We start from the raw sequence: 19,412 nt of genomic DNA, 5'->3' as shown, positions 1-19,412 counted from the left end.
GCGCCCGCCGGCCGCGCCGGTCACGCTGCGGGCGAGGCGACTTCCCGCGTACGCCGCTCCGGCCATCGCCGTCGCGGCGCTGCTGCTCGCGGCGGGCATCGTGTACGGCGCCGGCATCGGCGGCCCGGTCCTGGTCGTGGTGGTCATGCGGCCGACTCCGTGAACTCGCGCCGTCGGTAGATGATCGCCCGGGCGGTGATGTTGACGATCAACGTGATCGCGAACAGCACCAGGCCGGAGGCGATGAGCGCGCCCCGGCCGGTGTCGTTCGCCTCGGCGAACCGGTTGGCGATGTTCGCGGCGATCGAGTTGCCGCCGCTGGCCAGGATGTTGAACGAGATGGCGTACGTGGAGCCGAGCGTGAGCGCCAGCGCGATGGTCTCGCCGAGCGCCCGGCCCAGGCCGAGCATCACCGCGGCGATGACGCCCGGGCGCCCGTACGGCAGGACGGCGGTGCGGATCATCTCCCAGCGGGTGGCGCCGAGCGCGAGCGCGGCTTCCTCGTTCGCGGTCGGGGTCTGCCGGAACACCTCGCGGGACAGCGAGGTGATGATCGGCAGCACCATGATCGCCAGCACCACGGAGCCGAGCAGGATCGAGTTCCCGTACGGGCCGTCGCCGAAGATGGGGATCCAGCCGAAGTACCTGTTCAGCCAGGCGGACAGGTCGGCGACCGGCTGGGCGAAGTAGTCCCGGCCCCAGAGGCCGAAGACGACGCTCGGCACGGCGGCCAGCAGGTCGATCAGGAAGCCCAGGGCGTTGCCGAGCCGCCGGGGCGCGTAGTGCGACAGGTACAGGGCGATGCCCAGCGCGACCGGCACCGCCATGAGCAGCGCCAGCAGCGAGCTCAGGACGGTGCCGAAGGCGAGCGCGCCGATGCCGAACTGCGGCGGGTTGTCGTTCGGGAACCAGCCCTCGAACGTCCAGAACGACTCGGTGTTCGCCCGCAACGCCGGGACGGCCTTGGCGACCAGGAAGATCGCGATGGCCGCGATGACCACCAGGACCGTGGTGCCGGCGGCCAGGGTCAGGCCGCGGAACGCCCGTTCCGCGCCGAAGGCGCGGGCCCGGGGGAGGGCGCCGCCGCCGCCGAGGCCACCGTCGGGGCGGCCCGGGTTACCGGGGCGCTCGGCCACACGCGCCGAGGCACCGGCGGGTCCCTCGTGGCTCGTGGCCACGGGAGTCCCGCCGGTGCCGGCGTGGGCCGAGCGCTGAGGGGTGTCACCCATCTGCTCGCTCGCTTCGCGTTGAGGAGGTGTCGGTCGGGAGCGTCAGGAGAGGCTCTTGACCGCGGCCTCGACCTTGGTGCGGACGGTCTCGGGCAGCGGGGCGTAGCCGAGCTCGACCAGCTCCTTCTGCCCCTTGGCGCTGGCGGCGTGGCCGAGCAGGCCCTTGACCAGCGGCAGCTTGTCGGCGGCGAGGCCCTTGCTGCAGACGATCTCGTAGGTCGCCAGGACGATCGGGTACGCCCCGGCCTCCTTGGTGTTGTAGTCGATCGACATCTTCAGGTCGTTGCCCTGACCCTCGAACTTGGCGCCGGCGATGGTCTTGCCGGCCGAGTCACCGGTCAGCTCGACGAACTCGCCGTTACCGTTCTTGACCTTCGCCATCTTCAGGTCGGAGTTCTCGGCGTACGACCACTCGACGTAGCTGATGGTGCCGTCGGTGCTCTTGACCTTGCTGGCCACACCGTCGGACTTGGCCGCGCCGACGCCGCCCGGGGCCTTCCACGCCTTGGAGTTGCCGAGCGTCCAGTCCGCCTCGGCGGTCTTGGAGAGGTACTTGGTGAAGTTGTCGGTGGTGCCCGACTCGTCGGAGCGGTGCACCGCCTGGATCGCGGTCGACGGGAGCTTGGCGTCCGGGTTGTCGGCCTTGATCGCCGGGTCGTCCCACTTGGTCACCTTGCCGGCGAAGATCTTCGCCAGGGTGGCCGGGCTGAACTGGAGGTTGTCCGCGCCGCTGACGTTGTAGACCACGGCGACCGGGCCGATCACCATCGGCAGGTTGAGCGCCTGGCCGCCGACGCACTTGGCGTCGGCCTGCGGCTGCTCCTCCGGCTTGAGGGGGGAGTCCGAACCGGCGAAGTCTGCGGTACCGGCGATGAAGGCCTGGATGCCGGCGCCCGAGCCGCTCGGCTCGTAGTTGATCGTGGTGCCGGCGCACTTCTGTTGGTACGCCTTGATCCACTCGGCCATGGCGTTCTTCTGGGCCGAGGAGCCCTGCGCGTTCAGCGTGCCCGTCGCGCAGTCCACCGCGGCGGTGGAGCCGGAGGCGCCGGCGGGCTCGTTGTTGTCCGAGCCGCAGGCGCTGAGACCGAGAACCGCGGTAAGAGCGAGACAGGCGATGGCGCCGTGCCGCTGGAGCTTCACTTCAGGGGTTTCCCTTCACGTCTTTGGTCAGGTCGCCCGGAGTGCCGGGGGCCGGCGCTGACCGGCTGACACGAAAGGTAGGAGGGCCAGGTGGACGGTTCGCCGGACGCAAGTGAACGCGCGGTGAACACGTTCAGCCGACGAGATGGCCGTACGCTGAGGAAGGGTTGTCCATTTCGTGAACTAGCAGCCTGGTATCGCCTTTATGGCGATTTTCCGGGGCCGCGGAACGCTCAGCCGCGCTGGTAGTTGACGTGCGCGGACCACATGGCGAAGCCCAGCCGCTCGTAGAGCGCGACCGCGGCGGTGTTGCTCTCGTCCACGTAGAGCATCACCCGGTCCAGCCCGCGCTCGTCGCGCAGGTGGGTCAGGCCGGCGGCGGTGAGCACCCGGCCCAGGCCGCCCCGGTGCGCGGACGGGTCGACGCCGAGCACGTAGACCTCGCCGATGCGGGCCGAGCCCGGCCGCTCGTGCACCTTGGTCCAGTGGAAGCCGAGCAGCCGCCCGGTCGTGGAGTCGACGGCGAGCAGGAAGCCGGCCGGATCGAACCACGGCTCGGCGATGCGTACGCGCAGGTCGTCGAGTGTCCACTTGCCCTGCTCGGGGTGCTGGGCGAAGGCCGCGTTGTTCACCGCCAGCCACGCCTCGTCGTCCTCGCCGGGGCGGAACGCGCGCAGCGTCACGCCGTCCGGCACCACCGGCTCGGGCAGTTCGGGGGTCAGCGGACGGCGCATCTGCCAGAGCACCCGCGCCCGGGCGAAGCCCAGGTCGACAGCGAGCGCGGCGGCCGACGGGTGGTCGCCGTGGGCCCAGGCGCGCAGCGGACCGGGCGCGGCGTCCACCACGCCCCGGGCCAGCGCCCGGCCGACGCCGCGCCGCCGGTACGCGGGATGCACGACCAGTTCGGCGCCGACGCCCTCGGCCGGGGCGGTGACGTCGAGATGCGCGTACCCGGTGAGTGCGCCGTCGGCGGTGCGGGCGGTGAGGTGCACGGCGGGCGCCTCGGGGTCGCGCAGCCGCAGCAGCACGTGCTCGTCGAGCGGGTCGGCGCCGTCGGTGTCCCCGGCGGCGCGGGCCAGCGCCAGCACCTCCGCGACCTCGTCCGGCGTCAGGCGGTCCGCCCGGTCGATCCGGTCGCTTGCGGGGCCACTGGTCGGCTCGGGGCTCATCTGAGTCACGGTAGCCGCCGTCCGGCGGCGGTTCGCGCCGGACGAGGGCGGCGGTCGGTGGCGCTCGTCACTGCGGGCCGACGGGCAACGACTCCAGCTCGAACCGCGCCAGTATTTCGGGCAGGAGTTGCTGCAACGCCGCGACCGTGCCGGAACGGTCCCCGCCCGCGTCGTGCATGAGCACGATCGCCCCCGGTCCCATCTGTGTGCGGATCCTCGACTCGATGGTGAGCGCGCCCGGCGCCCTCCAGTCCGACGGGTCCACGCTCCAGTGCAGCGGGGTGAGGCCCAGGTCGGCGCAGGCCGAGATCACCGGGCGTGTCCAGGCCCCGCCCGGCTGGCGGTAGTACGCGATCCGCGCCCCCGGCGCGGCGGCCAGGATCGCGTCGTTCGTGCGCAGGATGTCGGCCCGGATCGTCGCCGGGGACCGCTTGCCCAGGTCGACGTCGTGCTCCCAGGAGTGGTTGCACAGGGTGTGCCCCTCGGCGACTATCGACCGGATCAGATCCGGATGGGCCTCGGCGTTCTCGCCGACGACACAGAACGTCGCCTTCACGCCGTACTGGGCCAGCAGCGCGAGCACCTGCGGGGTCCAGCGCGGATCGGGGCCGTCGTCGAAGGTCAGCGCGACCCGGGACGAGCCGGTGACGACCAGGCTGCCGTACGGGCCGTCGCCGCCCGGTTCGACCGGGGCGGCGTCCGGCGCGGCGTCGGGGCTCGGCCCGGCGGTGGCCCGGCCGCCGGGGAAGTCCGTGCTGGGCGGCTGGTCGGCGTAGCGCGGTCCGTTGAGCGCCGTGGTGGCGCCGGCGTTCGACGGCGGGTGTTCCGGGACCAGGCTGCGGCCCAGCGCGAACGCCGAGCCGAGCAGGCCCGCGAGCACCACGGTCACGAGCCCGGTGGCGCGCAGCGTCGGGCCCCGCATCAGCGGCACCGGCCGTTCGTCGCCCCCGTGTTCACCGCACGCACCGCCGCCCCCTTTGCCCGGTAAATCCGGCAGTCAGGATATGTCTGACTGATCAGGCAAAAAGGGCGTTCTGCGGAAATGCCCCCTACCGGAGTGAGGCGTGGGCGGTCAGACCGGCAGCGGCGCGGGCTCCGACTCCGGCAGCGAACGCGACGGCGGGACGACGAACTTGTAGCCCACCTGGCGGACCGTGCCGATCATCGACTCGTACTCCGAGCCGAGCTTGGCGCGCAGGCGCCGCACGTGCACGTCGACAGTGCGGGTGCCGCCGAAGTAGTCGTAACCCCAGACCTCCCGCAGCAGCTGGTCCCGGGTGAACACCCGCCCCGGGTGCTGGGCCAGGAACTTCAACAGCTCGAACTCCTTGTACGTGAGGTCGAGCGGGCGGCCCTTCAGCTTGGCGGCGTAGGTGTCCGGGTCGATGTTCAGCTCACCGGCCCGGATCGAGCCGCCGGCGCCGGCGGTCGCGTTGCTCAGCCGGCCGACGGCGAGCCGCAGCCGGGCCTCCACCTCGGCCGGCCCGGCGCCGGCCAGGATCACGTCGTCGACACCCCAGTCCGCGTTGAGCGCGATCAGGCCCGCTTCGGTGACCACCGCGACGAGCGGTACGCCGAGCCCGGTGGCGTGCAGCATCCGGCACGTGGCGCGCGCCTCGCTCAGTTCGGAGCGGGCGTCCACCAGGACGGCGTCCGGCGTGGGGCCGGAGACCAGCGTGCGGACGTCGCGGGGTGCGGTGCGGACCGAGTGCGGCAGCAGGTCGAGTGCCGGCAACACCGCCGACGGCTCACCGGCCCGTGCGGTCACGAGCAGCAGGAGCTCCACGATCACCTCCGTCCCGGCGGCCCTTCGGCCGCGCGCGACCAGCGACACGCCCGGGTGAGGGCGGCGCTGTGAACTTGCGTGGGTCCCGGCGTCGCTGACGGGCGTGTAACGGCCTGAGCGTAACCGATGGACCCGCCGTCACCTCCGGGGTGCTTTCCCGTTTGCCCCTTCTGCCCTTGATCGCGGTGCAGGTTTTAACGTCACCGAAACCGGGACCTCCGCCGAGCCGCCCGGGTCTGGCACGATCGGGGCGTGTTTCCCTCCACCTCGCGCGACACCGGTCGTGAACCGTGGGCCGACGACCCGTCCGCCGGGCCCTCCGGCCCCGCCGACGAGGAGGGCGACCGGCCGGAGCGGAAGGGACCGCGTCGGCTACGGAAGGGCGGACCCGGCCGGCGGGCCGACGACGAGTCCGACGAGGCGCCCGAGGAGGAGATGCCACCGGTCCCGGTCCGCCGGCCACTGGCGCTCACCGTCGCCGGCTTCGCCGCGCTGCTCGGCGTCGGCCTGGTGCTCGGCGCGCAGACCTCCGGCCCCGGGCACCGGCTGCCGTTCGCGGCCATCATCTTCGGCGTCCAGATGCTCTTCGTGCTCGCCTGGACGATGGCCATGCGACCGCCCGCCCTGCTGGTCGTCGCCCTGGTCAGCGCCGGCACGGCCGTGATCGCCGACGTCGCGGCGGTCCAGTCGGACATCGCCGGCCTGGCCCCGCTCGGCTACGCCGCGGCCGCCGGGCTGCTGCTCGCCGTGCTGGGGCAACTCGTCCGGCGGGTGGACCGGGTCCGGGTGACCGACTCGCTCGGCGGCACCCTGCTCATCGTGGTGGGTGTGGTCGCCTTCGGCACGCTCGTCGTGCTCAGCCGGATTCCCAAGGGCACCCAGGCGATCACGGTCTGCCTCACCGCCGCGGGGGTGGCGTTGCTGGTGGCGCGGCTCACCGACGCGGTGGCGCCGTGGCCGCGGCTCGCCCCGCAGGTGCCGCGCGGCGCGGCCGGCGTGGTCGCGGGCGCGATGCTCGGCACCCTCACCAGCGCCCTGCTCGGCAGCTACCTGGTCGGTTTCACCCCGACCAGCGCTGCCCTGGTCGGCGTGGTCAGCGCCGCCACCGCCGTCCTGGCCGACCTCGCCGTGGGGTACGCCGAGGCGGGCCGCCTGATGGCCGGTGAACCGCCGACGATGTGGGTGGCCCGGCACATGCAGGGGCCGCTGGGCGGATTCGCGCTGGCCGCGCCGGCCGCGTACGCGATGTGCGTGCTGTTCCTCTGACGCGGTTGGGGAAGATTCGCCTCGGGTAAGTACGGTTGCGCCGCGAGACGCGGTGACGGCGGCGAGGACGGGAGGCGGCGTGGCAGAGGCGTATCCGGCGGAGGGCCGACCGCGGCGACGCGGCCGGAAGGTGCTGATCGGCTTCGTCGTCCTGCTGCTGGTGCTGGTCGGGCTGCTCGTCGTCGCCGACCGGGTCGCCGCCGGGGTCGCCGAGCGGGCGATCGCCGACCAGGTGCGGCAGGAGATCGCCAAGCAGGACGCGCAGTCCGCCGCGCCGCAGGTCGAGGTGGGTGGCTTCCCGTTCCTCACCCAGGTGCTCGACGGCCGGTACGAGCGCATCTCGATCCAGCTCACCGACGTGCGGGGCGCCGTCCAGGGTGACGCCGTGGAGGTGCCGAAGCTGGACGTGGACGCGCGCAACGTGACCGCGTCGCTGGACACGCTGCGCTCCGGCCGGGGCGACGTGGTGGCCGAGAGCGTGGACGGGCGGGGCACCGTCACCTACGAGAGCCTGGCCAAGCTGCTGGACCGTCCCGGGCTGACGCTCGGCGAGCGGAACGGCAAGCTCGCCGTCACCGCCCCGGTGGACATCCTCGGCGTCAAGCTCACCGTCAACGGCACCGCCGACGTCACGGTGGCCGGCGGCAAGGTGGCGCTGCGCTTCAACGACCTCACCGCCGACGGCCTGCCGAACGTGCCGCTGGCCCGGGCCGCGCTCACCCGGTACGCGCAGGGCATCTCGATCGACGTGCCGCTGCCGGAGCTGCCGTTCCAGCTCAACCTGCGCAAGGTGGAGCCGAAGCCGGAGGGCCTGGTGGTCACGGCGGACGCGGCGAACGTGCCGATCAACTCCGCCGGCTGAAAGCCGTACACGGCCGGTCCGGGGAGCGGGCCGGCCGTCCCGGATGCTGGTCGGCCTGGTGGCAGCTGTGGCGTGGGCTGGTAATCTCCCTGCCCATGGGGACCCACCTCACGAAACGGCGCGCGGTCGACCTGTGCCGCGTGGCCACCTGCCTGTGTCGCCCCGTCATCTGACGGCGGGGCTGTCTCCGGCCGCCTGAACGGCGGCCACCCAGGGTCCACGAACCTTTCCCGGTTCCCCTCAACGCCCGGCAGCGGCGCCGTCGCACGTACCCGTGATCCGTTCCTAGCTCTGGGTCCCGCGCGTGGTGCGACAACAATCGACATCGATCTCCGCGCGCAGGCTCACCAACCATCCTCACCAGGGAGTGATCTGATGAGTCGCGACACCGCACTCGTTTCGGCCGAGTGGGCCGAGAAGAACCTCGGCGCCCCGGGCGTCGTCTTCGTCGAGGTCGACGAGGACACCTCGGCCTACGACACCGGGCACATCGCCGGCGCCGTCAAGCTCGACTGGCGTACCGACCTGCAGGACCAGGTCCGCCGGGACTTCGTCAACAAGAGCCAGTTCGAGGCGCTGCTGTCGGACCGGGGCATCGCCAACGACGACACCGTGATCCTGTACGGCGGCAACAACAACTGGTTCGCCGCGTACGCGTACTGGTACTTCAAGCTCTACGGCCACGGCGACGTCAAGCTGCTCGACGGCGGCCGCAAGAAGTGGGAGCTGGACGCCCGTCCGCTCGTCACCGACGTGGTGGAGCGGCCGAAGACGCAGTACGTCGCGCAGGAGCCGGACACCTCGATCCGCGCGTTCCGCGACGAGGTGGTAGCCGCGATCGGCACCAAGAACCTGGTCGACGTGCGCAGCCCCGACGAGTTCGCCGGCCGCCTGCTCGCCCCCGCCCACCTGCCGCAGGAGCAGGCGCAGCGGGCCGGCCACATCCCGACCGCGATCAGCGTGCCGTGGTCCAAGGCGGCGAACGAGGACGGCACGTTCAAGTCCGACGACGAGCTGCGCAAGATCTACGCCGACGCCGGGCTGGACGACAGCAAGGAGACGATCGCGTACTGCCGGATCGGCGAGCGCTCCTCGCACAGCTGGTTCGTGCTCCAGGAACTGCTCGGGCACCGCAACGTGAAGAACTACGACGGTTCCTGGACCGAGTACGGCTCGCTCGTCGGCGTGCCGGTGGCGCTCGGTGACGAGCCGGGGGAGGCCTGATGACCGCCACCTCCGCCGCCTCGACGGCTGCCGCCGGCTGCGCCGCGCCGGACCAGGCCGCCCCCCTCCCGGCCAGCCTGGACCTGGAGAAGGAAACCGTCATCACCGGCCGTGTGCTCTCCGAGTCCGGCGAGGTCGTGCCGGGCGCGTACGTGCGGCTGCTCGACTCCACCGGTGAGTTCACCGCCGAGGTGGTGACGTCGCCGGCCGGGCAGTTCCGGTTCTTCGCCGCGCCGGGCTCGTGGACGCTGCGGGCGCTGTCCCGCCAGGGCAACGGCGACACCGCCGTGGCCGCGGCTCGCGGGATCAACGAGGTGACCGTCTCGGTCGCCGCCTGACCCACGCTCTGATCGTGGCCCGCCACCCCAGCCGGGTGGCGGGCCACGAGCCGTTCCGGTGACTGTGCGGCTTGCCCGTGGCTGGCAGGCTGGACGGCGGCGCGCCCCGGACGCGCCGGAGGGGGATCAGGTGCCCGACGACGCCGCCGCCCACGCAGTTCGCTATCTGATCGACTTCATCGACGGCAACCGGGGTGAGGAGATCGCCCGCGAACTCCAGCGCACCGCCGGGTCCGGCCGCGCGCGCTCGTTCGACGTCTCGGTCGCCAGCCTCGACACGGACCTGTCGTTCCTCACGAAGCGGGCCACGCTCGTCACCGGCAAGCTGGTCCTCTCCCAGCCCGGCGGCAAGCGTTGTTATCTGGCCAACCGGGAAACCTGCAAGTGGTGCGGCAAGGACCCGGAGCACTGCGGCCCGGACTGTCGGTACGAGGACATCCGGATCGACGAGCTCTACGCCGAATGCGACGACCTGGACCGCCTCGGCGCGTACCTGCGCGCCGCTGCTGGAGCTGGGGCAGCTCGTCTACTTCCCGCAGACCTTCCGCCGCACCCACCTGGAGTCGCGCGCGCCGGACGCCCAGTCCACTTCCTCACCGTTCAACAGCGTGGGTCAGATCGAGCTGGGCGACAACCCGGACCGCACACTCGACCTGATCGTCAAGGGGCACCGGGTCGTCGACGTGCCGAGCGGGGATCCGGTGAAGGCGCGGCTGGTGACCCCGCTGCTCCAGCTCGACCTGCCGATGCTGGAGGGCACCTCGCTGCGGGACTACTGCGCCATCCTGACCCAGGAGAGCGACGCGCTCGCCGCGACCCAGGCGTACCTGCGCGGCCGGATGCTGGACGTCGACACGGATCCGGACAAGGCGCTGGTGCAGCTCGCGAAGCTCGACGCGGAGATCCAGGAGGGGGTGCGGGCGGCTCGCTCCGAGGTCGCCCGGGTGGCCCGGCGCTCGGCGGTGCAGGCCGCGGGCGCCGCGGTGGCGACCGTCGCCGCGACGCTGGTGGCGGTCGAGGGCACCCACCTGGCGCCGGTGCTCGGCATGCTGGGCGCGGGCGGGTTCTTCTCCGCGGTGCTCGCCGCCGACCAGTACGCCGACCGTCGTGGCGAGCTGCGGCAGCGCCCCTTCTACCTGCTGTGGCTGCTGTCCCGCCGGTCCGTCCCGGCCTGACCGGGAGTGCCGAGGCGCGGCCGGGCGCCTCGCCGGCACGTGACACCATTGCCGGGTGACTGCCGTCGAGACGGGCTACGCCCCGCCCAACCCTGGAGATCAGCCGGGCGCCGGCCGGCGTCGGCTGCGCTGGCTGACGGCCGCCACCATGGCGTGGGCCGTGCTGCTGGCCGGGCTGACCTGGTTGTCGGTGCGGACCGACCCGCCGACGGTCAAGGAGCAGCGCTCACTGGACCAGGCCGGTCCGGTGGTGGACCGGGCGATCGGCGAGCTGACCGGCGCGATCGGCGCCGACGGCGTACCCGCGCTCGTACCGGACCGCCTGGAACGCGGCTGCCGGATCACGCCGATGGACTCCGGCGCGTCGCTCGAGCGCGGCGTCGAGGTGGCGATCGGCGGCGACGACGTACGCGAAGTGCTGCGACGCGTCGCCGACCGGCTGCCGCAGGCGTGGCGGGCGGGCGTGTCGACGTTCGACGGCGAGCCGCTGCTGCGCGCCGACGCGGGCGACTTCGTCGCGGTCGAGGGCCGGGCCGACGGCCCGGGCCGGATCCTTCTGACCGCCGCGACCGGCTGCCGGCCGCTGGGTTCCGGCTACCGCGCGCCGACCGCCGACGCCGCTGCCGAAGCCGCCGCGCTGGCGTCGGCGCTGGGCCGGTGGGGCGGCGCGACCGGCGCGGTCCAGGTCCTGACCGCGCCCTGCCCCGGTGGGGGCGCGGCCCGCACCGCCCGGGGTGAGGCCGCCGCGCCGGCGGATCAGCCGCTCGCCGCCGCGTTCGGCGGTGGCGTCGCGCCGGTGGTGGACTCCGCCGACCGGTACGCGCGCCCCGGCGAGCCGGCCGTGCTGGCCGAGCGGGCCGACGAGCGGGTGCGCGTGGCGGTGACCACGCCCTGCCCGGCCTGACTCACCGGCCGGGCAGTCCGAGCGGCGGCGGTGCCGGTTCCTCGTGCGGTTCCCGGCTGCGGCCCAGCGCGTCCACCCGGCCCCAGCGGCCCGGGATGTCGAGCAGTTCCACCCGGCCCATCCCCGGCGGTACGGCCGGGTCGATGATCAGGTGCTCGCCCTGCGGCTCCAGTCCCAGGATCACCCGTAGCAGCAGCAGAGGCGTACCGGCGGACCACGCCTGCGGGCTGCACGCGGTGGGGTACTCCACCGGGTAGTCGGTGAGGCCACGTTCGTAGCCGGCGAACACCTCGGGCAGCCGCCCGTCGAAGAAGTGCGACGCGCTGAGCAGCGCGTCGCAGATCCGGCCGGCCTCCTGCCGGAAGCCGTACCGCCACAGACCCCAGGCGATGATCGAGTTGTCGAACGGCCACACCGTGCCGACGTGGTATCCGACCGGGTTGTACCGGCCCTGGTCGTCGGCGAGCGTGCGTACCCCCCAGCCGGAGAACAGGCGCGGTCCGAGCAGATGGGCGGCGACCGCGGGGGCCCGGGACTCGTCCACGATGCCGCTCCACAGCAGGTGGCCGATGTTCGAGGAGAGCGCGTCCACCTGCCGCCCGCGCGGATCGAGCGCCAGCGCGTAGTACTCCCGGTCGGCGATCCAGAAGTCGCGGTTGAACCGTTCCTTCAGCGCCGCCGCCTCCTGCTCCAGCCGGTCCGCGTACGCCGGGTCCTGCCAGTAGGTGCGGGCCAGGCGGGCGGCGCGCATCTTCGCGTCGTATGCGTACCCCTGCAGCTCGCAGGTGGCCCGGGGGAACTCCGGCATCCGCCCGTCGGCGTAGGAGATGGCTTCCGGTGAGTCCTTCCAGCACTGGTTCGGCAGCCCCGTCTCCGGGTTGCGGGACATGTACCAGACGTAGCCGGTGCCGAGCAGGTCCCCGTACGTGTCGAGCCAGGTCAGCGCCGCCCGGGTCTCGTACTCCAGCTTGCGTACCAGATCGGCGTCCCCGGTCCACCGCTCGTACTCGTCGAGCAGGATCACGAACAGCGCCGTCGTGTCGGCCGCGCCGTAGTACGGCGAGTGCGGCTGTTCCTCGAATCCGGCGCTCTCGCCGTAGCGCAGCTCGTGCAGGATCTTGCCCGGCTCCTCGTCGCGGAAGTCGTCGACCCGGCTGCCCTGGAGACCGGCCAGCATGATGATCGTCGGTTTGACCAGGTCGGGGAGGAACGGCAGCACCTGGAGCGAGGTGAAGATGCTGTCGCGGCCGAACAGCGTCATGAACCAGGGCAGGCCGGCCGCGAGCAGCCGGACGCCGAGCGTGATCGACTCGTACCGGAGCGCGGCCAGGTCGTTGAGGCTGCGCCGGTACGCGCTGGCCAGCGGCTCGCAGTCGCAGCCCAGCTTCGGCGCACGGCTGATCAGGGCGCTCTGCTCGGCCTCGATCTCGGCCGCCGTGCGCTGGCCGCCCAGCGGCAGGATGGCCCGGATGTCCTCACCACGCGCGCCGTAGATGATGGTGCTGACGTGCAGCCGGGTGGTCCACTCGCCGTGCGGGCTGATCCGGACCCGGAAGGTCATCCCGTCCGCGTCGACCTCGACCGGCGCGCTGCTGGTCACCAGCGTCTCGCGGCGGAACGCCTCCCGGCGGTAGGTGAGCCGCAGGCCGTTCGGTTCCACCGTCGGCGTGGTGAGTCCCTTCTTGTCGCGCCGGTTCTTGATCTCCAGGAGGTCGGCGAAGTCGGAGCCGATGTCCAGCCGGAGGTGGAACTCCTGTTCCTGTTCGGAGTGGTTGAGCACGGTCAGCTCCTCGTCGAGGCTGCCGCCGATGGCGCGGCTGCGGATCACCGAGACGTTGGCGTCCAGGTAGTGCGTCGGCTCGCCGGGGACCAGGAAGAACCGCGTCTTGTACGACAGCGAGTCGTCGATCGAGAGCGCGTGCAGACGTTGCCCGTCGATGGTGAGGAACCAGGTGGAGAGGAACCGGGTGTCGAAGGAGAACAGCCCGGTGGGGAAGTCGTACGACGGTTCGATGTTGCCGCGATCGTCGCTGACCAGGAACGTGTTGCCGTCGAGGATGCTGACCCGGTCCTTCACCCCAGCCGCCGGACGTGCTCGCGGGCGGCGTCCCGGGGGTCCCGCACGTCGGGCCGTTGCGGCAGGAATCGGCGGAACGCCAGGAACAGCACGACGTGGCCGCTGAACGTGGCCTCGTTGCGCAGCACCGCCGCCATGCCGGCCGCCCGCCCGGTGACGAGCTTCTCGAACAGCTCGGTGGACAGCGTCAGCACGCCGTCCGCCGGCCGTTGCTCCTCCCGGCTCACCTGTGCCGTGCCGGGGGCCAGCGTCACGTACCAGTGCTCGGTGCGGTTGCCGTCGGCCAGGTCGATCTGGAGTGTCCCGCCGATCGGGCTGTTCAGAACGGCTGCGGCACGCGCCGGCAGCGACGCGAAGAACTCCTGGATGGCCTGACTCACATTCGCATGGTAGGCAGCATCCGGACATGCCGGGTCAGGATCGGCGCACTGGGCAGAATGGACAACCCGGGCCGGTTGTCAGTAGACCAGCGCCTGTGCGCCCTCGGTCATCGCTTCCTCGACGAACACGGCGGCGCCCGCGATGCGTACGCCGGGGATGACGTCGCCGGTGCCGATGTCCCGCCGGGCCGCGCACTGGGTGCAGGCGGTCACCCGGCCGGTGGCCAGGACGACGTGCAGCAGCTCGCCCAGTGGCGCGGAATGCGGCAGCTCGAACGACTCGGCCCGGCCGGGGAGCGCGAACCAGGTCGATTCGCCGGTGAGCCAGAGCGAGACGTCCACCCCGGCCGCGGCGGCGGTGGCGGCGACTGTGAACGCCTGGGCGCAGCGTTCCGGGGAGTCCGCGCCGGCGGTGGCCTTGACGACGAGAGAGCGCGCCATGCCACCCAGCATAGGATGGTCCGGATGGTTACCGAGATCGGGTTCGTCAGCCTGCTGGTCGCCGGCCTGGGCGCGCTCGCCGGTGGCCTGGCCTATCTCGCGGTCCGCATAGCTAGAGGTAAGTGGTGAATCTGTGAGTGAGAATCCGCTTCAGCCGCCGTGGTTGAACGCGCCGCCGGTCGAGGAGTACCCGTACGAGGAGAGCCACGACCTGCGCGTCGGCCCGAAGCTGCACCCGAGCCTGGACGGCCTGCTGCCGTACATCGGGGTGTGGCGCGGCCGGGGCCGGGGTGGGTTCCCGACGATCGAGGACTTCGACTACGCGCAGGAGATCCGGATCAGCCACGACGGCCGGCCGTTCCTGTTCTACGAGTCGCGGGCCTGGATCCTGGACGAGCAGAGCCGTCCGGTCCGGCCGGCCGGCCGCGAGGTGGGCTGGTGGCGTCCGGTGCTCGACGGTGAGCGGGTCACCGACGAGCTGGAGGCGTTGATGACCACGCCCACCGGCGTGATGGAGCTGCACATCGGCAAGCGCAAGGGCACCCAGATCGAGTTCGCCACCGACGCGGTCGTGCGTACCGCGACGGCGAAGGAGGTCACCGCCGGCGCCCGGCTGTTCGGCATCGTCGAGGGCGCTCTGCTGTACGCGCAGGAGATGGCCGCCGTGGGTCAGCCCTTGAGCCCGCACCTCTCCGCCCGCCTCACCCGGGTGGCCGGCTGACCCGTCCCGCTTTCCCGGTCGATCATGAAGTTGACGGCGTCGGCTGCCCGATTTGTCACCGCCAACTTCATGATCAACGGGGGGAGTGCCGGGGGAAGTTCAGGAGGGCCTGGATGCGGGGGGTCAGGGGGGAACTCGGGCGGGGGGTTCCGTTCAGGGTCGTGACCTCTGTGGGGCCGCGTAGTGAGCTGGTCAGCCAGATCGCCTCGGCGGCGTGCAGGTCGGGCACTGTGGGCAGGTGCTCGGCCGGGGTCAGGCCCAGCTCTCCGGCACGGCTCACCAGGTGGTGGGCGGTCACGCCGGGCAGGATGCCGGTCTGCGCCGCCGGCACCGTGCAGAGCGTCCCGCCACGCAGCCACACCACGTTCGCGGTGGGTCCCTCCAGCACGTAGCCGTCGGTCGAGACCCAGAGCACGTCGTCCACGCCCGTCCGCTGCGCCCAGCGCCGGGCGGCGGTGCTGAGCGCGTACGAGGTGGACTTCACGCCGCCGGGCAGCCACCCCAGCTCGGGGCGGGACCGCGCGGCCACCCCGAGCGGCAGCGTGGCCACCGTCACCCCGGTACGCCGGGCCAGCCGGGCGGCGGCGGGCACCTCGCCCAGCGTGGCGTACACCGTGGCCCGCCCGCCGCCCTCCGGCCCTCGGGTGCAGACCAGCCGCAACGCGCCCTCGGTCTCCGGCGGCCAGCCGGCGCGGACCGCGTCCAGCAGCTCGACGAGCGCGCCGTCCGGGGGCAGCGGCAGGTCGATCGCCGCCGCGCCCGCCCGCAGCCGGGCCAGGTGCGGCTCCAGCAGCCAGGGAAGCCCGTCGCGCAGGTGCAGCGTCTCGAACAGGCCGTCGCCGTGCAGCACACCCCGGTCGTCGCCGCGCAGCACCGGCTCACCGGCCGGTACGAGCCCCCGGCCGAGCACCGCCACCCGCGTCGCCTCCACGGGCGCAGCGTAGTGGCGTACCCCGGCGGCGGACGGACCGGCGCGGCGGCCGAACTATGATCGAAGGGTGTCCGAATCCTCCCTCGCGGAAATGCTCCGCGCGCGCGGGCTGCGGCTGACGGCGCAGCGGCAGCTGGTGCTCCAGGCCGTCCTCGACCTCGGGCACGCCACCCCGGAGCAGGTACACACGGCGGTCCGCGAGGTGGCGGCCGGCGTCAACATCACCACCATCTACCGCACCCTGGAGCTGCTGGAGCGGCTCGGTCTGGTCACGCACACGCACCTCTCGCACGGCGCGCCCACCTACCACGCGGCCGGCGAGCACCAGCACGTGCACCTGGTGTGCCGGGAGTGCGGGGCGATCGACGAGATCTCACCCGAGATGCTCCGCCCGCTCGCCGACCAGCTGGCCGAGCAGCGCGGATTCCAGGTCGACATCGGGCACGTCGCGCTCTTCGGAGTCTGCGGCCGCTGCACACTGAACGGGGAACACGCATGATCGACATCGCCGGAGCGGTGACCACCGAGAGCATCGACGAGCAGACCAGGGACCAGCCCGAGCCGGCCCACCGGGCGGCCGGTGTCGCGCCGGTGGCGGCGCACTACGGCGACCCGATGCGCGAGCAACGGCTCCTGGCCACCGGCGTGGGCCTGGTCGACCGGTCGCACCGGGGCGTGGTCGCGGTTCCCGGCGAGGAACGGATCAGCTGGCTGCACACGCTCACCAGCCAGCACCTGGCCGCGCTGGCCCCCTGGCAGGGCACCGAACTGCTGGTGCTCTCCCCGCACGGGCACGTCGAGCAGCACGCGATGGTCGCCGACGACGGCGAGACCACCTGGCTGGACACCGAGCCGGGCATGACCGGCGGCCTGCTGTCGTACCTGGAGAAGATGCGGTTCTTCAGCAAGGTCGACCCGCGCGACGCCACCGCCGAGTTCGCGCTGCTGTCGCTGGTCGGGCCGGAGGCGCCCGGCGCGCTCGACACGCTCGGCGTGACCGGGCTGGCGGCTCCCGACGTAGCGGCGGTGCCGGGTCCGAAGTTCCGTTCCGGCGAGCTGCCCGCGCGGCCCTCCGTGGTGTACGACGTCAAGCCGCTGCCGGTCGGCGGCTGGGCTCGCCGGGTGGCGCTCGGCGTCGACCTGCTGGTGCCCCGCGCCGCCACGGACGGGGTGGGCGGCGACCAGCGCGGCGCCGGGGTGCCGGTCGCCGGGCTGTGGGCGTACGAGGCCGTCCGGGTCGCCGCCAAGCAGGTACGGGCCGGGGTGGACACCGACCACCGGACGATCCCGGCCGAGGTGGACCTGATCGCCCCGGCCGTGCACCTGGACAAGGGTTGCTACCGGGGCCAGGAGACGGTGGCCCGGGTGCACAACCTGGGCAAGCCGCCCCGCCGGCTGGTCCTGCTGCATCTGGACGGCGTGGCGAGCGACCAGCCGCCGGTGGCCGGTACGCCGGTGACGCTCGACGGCCGGACGGTCGGCTTCGTGGGCACCGCCGTGCAGCACTTCGAGCTGGGTCAGGTGGCGCTCGCCGTGCTGAAGCGCAACACGCCCGACGACGCCCGCCTGCTCGTGGGCGAGAGCGCCGCCGCCATCGACGTGTAAGGAAGGGCCCCCTATTAACGCCTCCGGTAGAGGAAGGGTCCCTTCTTAACGCCGCCCGCACCGGAAATCCTCCGGTCGACCCGGCGTCGGGCGCCGGTCTAGGATCCGGGGCATGACGACAGGGACGTTGATCACGGTTGCCCCCACCGGCGCGGAGTCGGCGAAGGCTGAGGTGCCGGCGCTGCCGGTGACGCTGGACGAGCTGCTGCTGACCGCCAAGGAGTGCGAGGCGCTCGGCGCCGCCGTGATCCACGTCCACATCCGCGACGACGAGGCGCGGCCCACGCTCGACCAGGGGCGGCTGCGCGACACCGTGGCGGCGCTGCGGGAGAGCACCGACCTGATCGTGCAGCTCTCCTCCGGGGGCGCGGTGACCGACCCGGAGTCCGCCCGGCTCGCCGTGCTCGACGCCGCGCCGGACATGGCCTCCTGCACCATGGGCACCGTCAACTTCGGCGACGACGTGTTCCTCAACCGGCGGGAGTTCATCGTCGACCTGCACACCCGGATGCAGGAACGCGGCGTCGTCCCCGAGTACGAGATCTTCGACCTGGGCCACCTCACCGCCCTGCAGCGGCTGCTCGGCAAGTACGGCCTGCCGCACGGCGGGCACGTGCACGTCGACTTCGTGATGGGGGTGCCGGGTGGCATGCCGGGCACCACGGCGACCCTGGTGGCGGCCCAGCAGATGCTGCGTGACCTGCCCGAGGGCACCACGTTCGCGGCCACCGGCATCGGGCGCAGCACCATCCCGGTGATGCTGGCGTCGCTGTCGGCCGGCGGTCACCTGCGGGTCGGCATGGAGGACACGGTCACGTACGCCAAGGGGCGCCCGGTGGAGTCCAACATGCAGCTCGTCGCGCGGGCGGTCGGCTTCGCCCAGCTCGCCCAGCGGCCTCCGCTGACCACCGCCGAGGCCCGTACGCTGCTCGGTCTTCCGGCCACCGGCCGGTAAGCGGCGTACCGGCCGCCGGCCCTGTACGGCCCCGGGCGACGCCGCAGGTCACCCCGCCGTCGGCCGAGCCCGCCCCATCGGTACGGTCCATTACGTGGGAAAGACGTACGAGGGCGGCGCGCCGCTCGCCGAGGTGGTCCGGTCCGGTTTCGTGGAGGGCTTCCACCGGGGTTCCGTGGTGGTGCTCGACGCCGCCGGAGCGCCTGTCGCCGGGGCCGGAGACGTGACCTCGCCGATCTTCCCCCGCTCGTCCAACAAGCCGATGCAGGCGATCGGGATGCTGCGGGCCGGGCTGCCGCTCACCGACCCGGCCGACCTGGCGCTCGTCTCGGCCAGCCACGCCGGTGAGGAGTTCCACATCGAGCGGGTCACCGCGTTGCTGCGCGGCGGCGGCCTCACCGGGGACGCGCTGCACTGCCCGCCGGACCTGCCGGTCGGCGAAGCCGCCCGGGAGGCGGTGCTGCGGGCCGGCGGCGGTCCCGCCCGGGTGCTGATGAACTGCTCCGGCAAGCACGCCGGCATGCTGCGCACCTGCCTGGCCGCCGGCTGGCCGCTGGACGGCTACTGGCGGCCGGAGCACCCGCTCCAGCAGCGCCTGACCGCCACGATCGAGGAGTTCACCGGGGAGCGGGCGGCGGCGGTCGGGGTGGACGGCTGCGGCGCGCCGGTGCTCGCCGTCTCGCTCACCGGGCTGGCGCGGGCGTTCCTGCGGCTGGTCAACGCCGTGCGCGGCGCCGTCGAGCGGACCGTGGCGGACGCGATGCGCACGTACCCGGAGCTGGTCGGCGGTACCCAGGCCGAGGACACGCGGCTGATGCGCGGCGTACCCGGTCTGCTCGCCAAGATCGGCGCGGAGGGTGTGATCGCGGCGGCGGTCCCGGGGGTCGGCGCGGTCGCGCTGAAGATCGACGACGGCGCGGCCAGGGCCCGCATGCCGGTCCTCGTCTCGGCGCTGTCCCGGCTGGGCGTCGACGCGCCGATCCTCACCGAGTACGCCGAGACCCCCGTGCTGGGCGGCGGCCTCCCCATAGGCGCAACCCGCCCCATCTGGTAACCCACCCCGCCGTCCATCCCCGTCGATCTTGCACTTGCTGCCCAGGCGAAACGCGCATTCCAGGCGCACCGAGGGCCACAAGTGCAAGATCAACGCGGCGAAGGGAGGGGGGAGGGGGCGGTCAGGAGAGGAAGGGGAGGAGGGCGGTGTTGGTT

At 72.8% G+C, this 19,412-nt stretch carries 22 protein-coding genes; 13 read left to right on the top strand and 9 right to left on the bottom strand.

What is annotated here, in order from left to right:
• Positions 1-143: 143 nt before the first annotated feature.
• The 5 genes from pstC to BAW75_RS31350 form a co-directional block, all read right to left on the bottom strand.
• Positions 144-1,229, bottom strand: coding sequence for a phosphate ABC transporter permease subunit PstC (gene pstC, locus BAW75_RS31370; RefSeq protein ID WP_043328007.1), 1,086 nt, complete (start codon positions 1,227-1,229; stop codon positions 144-146).
• 42 nt (positions 1,230-1,271) lie between these two features.
• Positions 1,272-2,369 carry a phosphate ABC transporter substrate-binding protein PstS gene (pstS, locus tag BAW75_RS31365; protein WP_104115931.1) on the bottom strand — a complete coding sequence of 366 codons (1,098 nt, stop codon included), beginning with the start codon at positions 2,367-2,369 and terminating at the stop codon, positions 1,272-1,274.
• Between the two features lie 233 nt (positions 2,370-2,602).
• Positions 2,603-3,538: a mycothiol synthase gene (gene mshD, locus BAW75_RS31360; protein ID WP_104115930.1), complete on the bottom strand. Its 936-nt coding sequence runs from the start codon at positions 3,536-3,538 to the stop codon at positions 2,603-2,605.
• Positions 3,539-3,605: 67 nt separating this feature from the next.
• Positions 3,606-4,460, bottom strand: a complete 855-nt coding sequence (locus tag BAW75_RS31355) for a polysaccharide deacetylase family protein (protein WP_043330897.1) — start codon at positions 4,458-4,460, stop codon at positions 3,606-3,608.
• Positions 4,461-4,610: 150 nt separating this feature from the next.
• Complete coding sequence (locus tag BAW75_RS31350) at positions 4,611-5,330, bottom strand: winged helix-turn-helix transcriptional regulator (protein WP_176722767.1); 720 nt, start codon at positions 5,328-5,330, stop codon at positions 4,611-4,613.
• Positions 5,331-5,576: 246 nt separating this feature from the next.
• Here BAW75_RS31350 and BAW75_RS31345 point away from each other — a divergent pair, with 246 nt between their 5' ends.
• From BAW75_RS31345 to BAW75_RS31320, 7 genes are all read left to right on the top strand, one after another.
• Positions 5,577-6,590 (top strand): hypothetical protein, encoded by a 1,014-nt coding sequence (locus BAW75_RS31345; RefSeq protein ID WP_104115929.1) that lies wholly within the window; start codon positions 5,577-5,579, stop codon positions 6,588-6,590.
• Between the two features lie 79 nt (positions 6,591-6,669).
• Complete coding sequence (locus tag BAW75_RS31340) at positions 6,670-7,452, top strand: LmeA family phospholipid-binding protein (protein ID WP_030504460.1); 783 nt, start codon at positions 6,670-6,672, stop codon at positions 7,450-7,452.
• 95 nt (positions 7,453-7,547) lie between these two features.
• A complete protein-coding gene (locus tag BAW75_RS33390) occupies positions 7,548-7,625 on the top strand; it encodes an Ms5788A family Cys-rich leader peptide (protein WP_310503780.1) in 78 nt (25 codons plus the stop codon).
• Between the two features lie 202 nt (positions 7,626-7,827).
• Positions 7,828-8,676, top strand: coding sequence for a sulfurtransferase (locus tag BAW75_RS31335; protein WP_030504459.1), 849 nt, complete (start codon positions 7,828-7,830; stop codon positions 8,674-8,676).
• Positions 8,676-9,014: a DUF1416 domain-containing protein gene (locus BAW75_RS31330; protein WP_064446712.1), complete on the top strand. Its 339-nt coding sequence runs from the start codon at positions 8,676-8,678 to the stop codon at positions 9,012-9,014. The genes BAW75_RS31335 and BAW75_RS31330 overlap by 1 nt, the downstream gene beginning before the upstream one ends.
• Positions 9,015-9,622: 608 nt before the next feature.
• Positions 9,623-10,189 (top strand): hypothetical protein, encoded by a 567-nt coding sequence (locus BAW75_RS33160; RefSeq protein ID WP_244206332.1) that lies wholly within the window; start codon positions 9,623-9,625, stop codon positions 10,187-10,189.
• Positions 10,190-10,244: 55 nt separating this feature from the next.
• Positions 10,245-11,093, top strand: coding sequence for a hypothetical protein (locus BAW75_RS31320; protein WP_104115928.1), 849 nt, complete (start codon positions 10,245-10,247; stop codon positions 11,091-11,093).
• Position 11,094: 1 nt separating this feature from the next.
• On the opposite strand, the gene BAW75_RS31315 is transcribed toward BAW75_RS31320, so the two are convergent.
• From BAW75_RS31315 to BAW75_RS31305, 3 genes are all read right to left on the bottom strand, one after another.
• Positions 11,095-13,170, bottom strand: a complete 2,076-nt coding sequence (locus BAW75_RS31315; protein WP_064446709.1) for an amylo-alpha-1,6-glucosidase — start codon at positions 13,168-13,170, stop codon at positions 11,095-11,097.
• The gene (locus BAW75_RS31310) at positions 13,167-13,550 is read right to left on the bottom strand and encodes an SCP2 sterol-binding domain-containing protein (protein ID WP_104115927.1); all 384 of its coding nucleotides are present in this window, start codon (positions 13,548-13,550) and stop codon (positions 13,167-13,169) included. Before BAW75_RS31310 ends, BAW75_RS31315 begins: the two co-directional genes overlap by 4 nt.
• A gap of 78 nt (positions 13,551-13,628) precedes the next feature.
• Positions 13,629-14,003: a DsrE family protein gene (locus BAW75_RS31305; RefSeq protein WP_043328020.1), complete on the bottom strand. Its 375-nt coding sequence runs from the start codon at positions 14,001-14,003 to the stop codon at positions 13,629-13,631.
• Positions 14,004-14,015: 12 nt separating this feature from the next.
• Here BAW75_RS31305 and mtfM point away from each other — a divergent pair, with 12 nt between their 5' ends.
• Both mtfM and BAW75_RS31300 read left to right on the top strand, forming a co-directional pair.
• Positions 14,016-14,120, top strand: coding sequence for a small membrane protein MtfM (gene mtfM, locus BAW75_RS33285; protein WP_043330899.1), 105 nt, complete (start codon positions 14,016-14,018; stop codon positions 14,118-14,120).
• Positions 14,121-14,124: 4 nt separating this feature from the next.
• Positions 14,125-14,712, top strand: a complete 588-nt coding sequence (locus tag BAW75_RS31300; protein WP_030504451.1) for a heme-binding beta-barrel domain-containing protein — start codon at positions 14,125-14,127, stop codon at positions 14,710-14,712.
• Positions 14,713-14,785: 73 nt separating this feature from the next.
• Here BAW75_RS31300 and BAW75_RS31295 read toward each other — a convergent pair whose 3' ends face one another.
• Complete coding sequence (locus tag BAW75_RS31295; protein WP_104115926.1) at positions 14,786-15,643, bottom strand: aminotransferase class IV; 858 nt, start codon at positions 15,641-15,643, stop codon at positions 14,786-14,788.
• Positions 15,644-15,734: 91 nt separating this feature from the next.
• Here BAW75_RS31295 and BAW75_RS31290 point away from each other — a divergent pair, with 91 nt between their 5' ends.
• The 4 genes from BAW75_RS31290 to BAW75_RS31275 all read left to right on the top strand — a co-directional run bounded on the left by BAW75_RS31290 (position 15,735) and on the right by BAW75_RS31275 (position 19,257).
• Positions 15,735-16,142, top strand: a complete 408-nt coding sequence (locus tag BAW75_RS31290; RefSeq protein ID WP_083296943.1) for a Fur family transcriptional regulator — start codon at positions 15,735-15,737, stop codon at positions 16,140-16,142.
• The gene (gene ygfZ / locus BAW75_RS31285; protein ID WP_104115925.1) at positions 16,139-17,248 is read left to right on the top strand and encodes a CAF17-like 4Fe-4S cluster assembly/insertion protein YgfZ; all 1,110 of its coding nucleotides are present in this window, start codon (positions 16,139-16,141) and stop codon (positions 17,246-17,248) included. Before BAW75_RS31290 ends, ygfZ begins: the two co-directional genes overlap by 4 nt.
• Before the next feature lie 112 nt (positions 17,249-17,360).
• Complete coding sequence (locus tag BAW75_RS31280) at positions 17,361-18,203, top strand: beta-keto acid cleavage family enzyme (RefSeq protein WP_104115924.1); 843 nt, start codon at positions 17,361-17,363, stop codon at positions 18,201-18,203.
• 94 nt (positions 18,204-18,297) lie between these two features.
• The gene (locus BAW75_RS31275) at positions 18,298-19,257 is read left to right on the top strand and encodes an asparaginase (protein WP_244206331.1); all 960 of its coding nucleotides are present in this window, start codon (positions 18,298-18,300) and stop codon (positions 19,255-19,257) included.
• The last annotated feature ends 155 nt before the right edge of the window (positions 19,258-19,412 follow it).

This window comes from Micromonospora chalcea (assembly GCF_002926165.1).
Taxonomy (GTDB): Bacteria; Actinomycetota; Actinomycetes; order Mycobacteriales; family Micromonosporaceae; genus Micromonospora; species Micromonospora chalcea.
The sequence above is the reverse complement of the archived record's forward strand: the minus strand, read 5'-3'. Positions and strand labels throughout refer to the sequence as shown.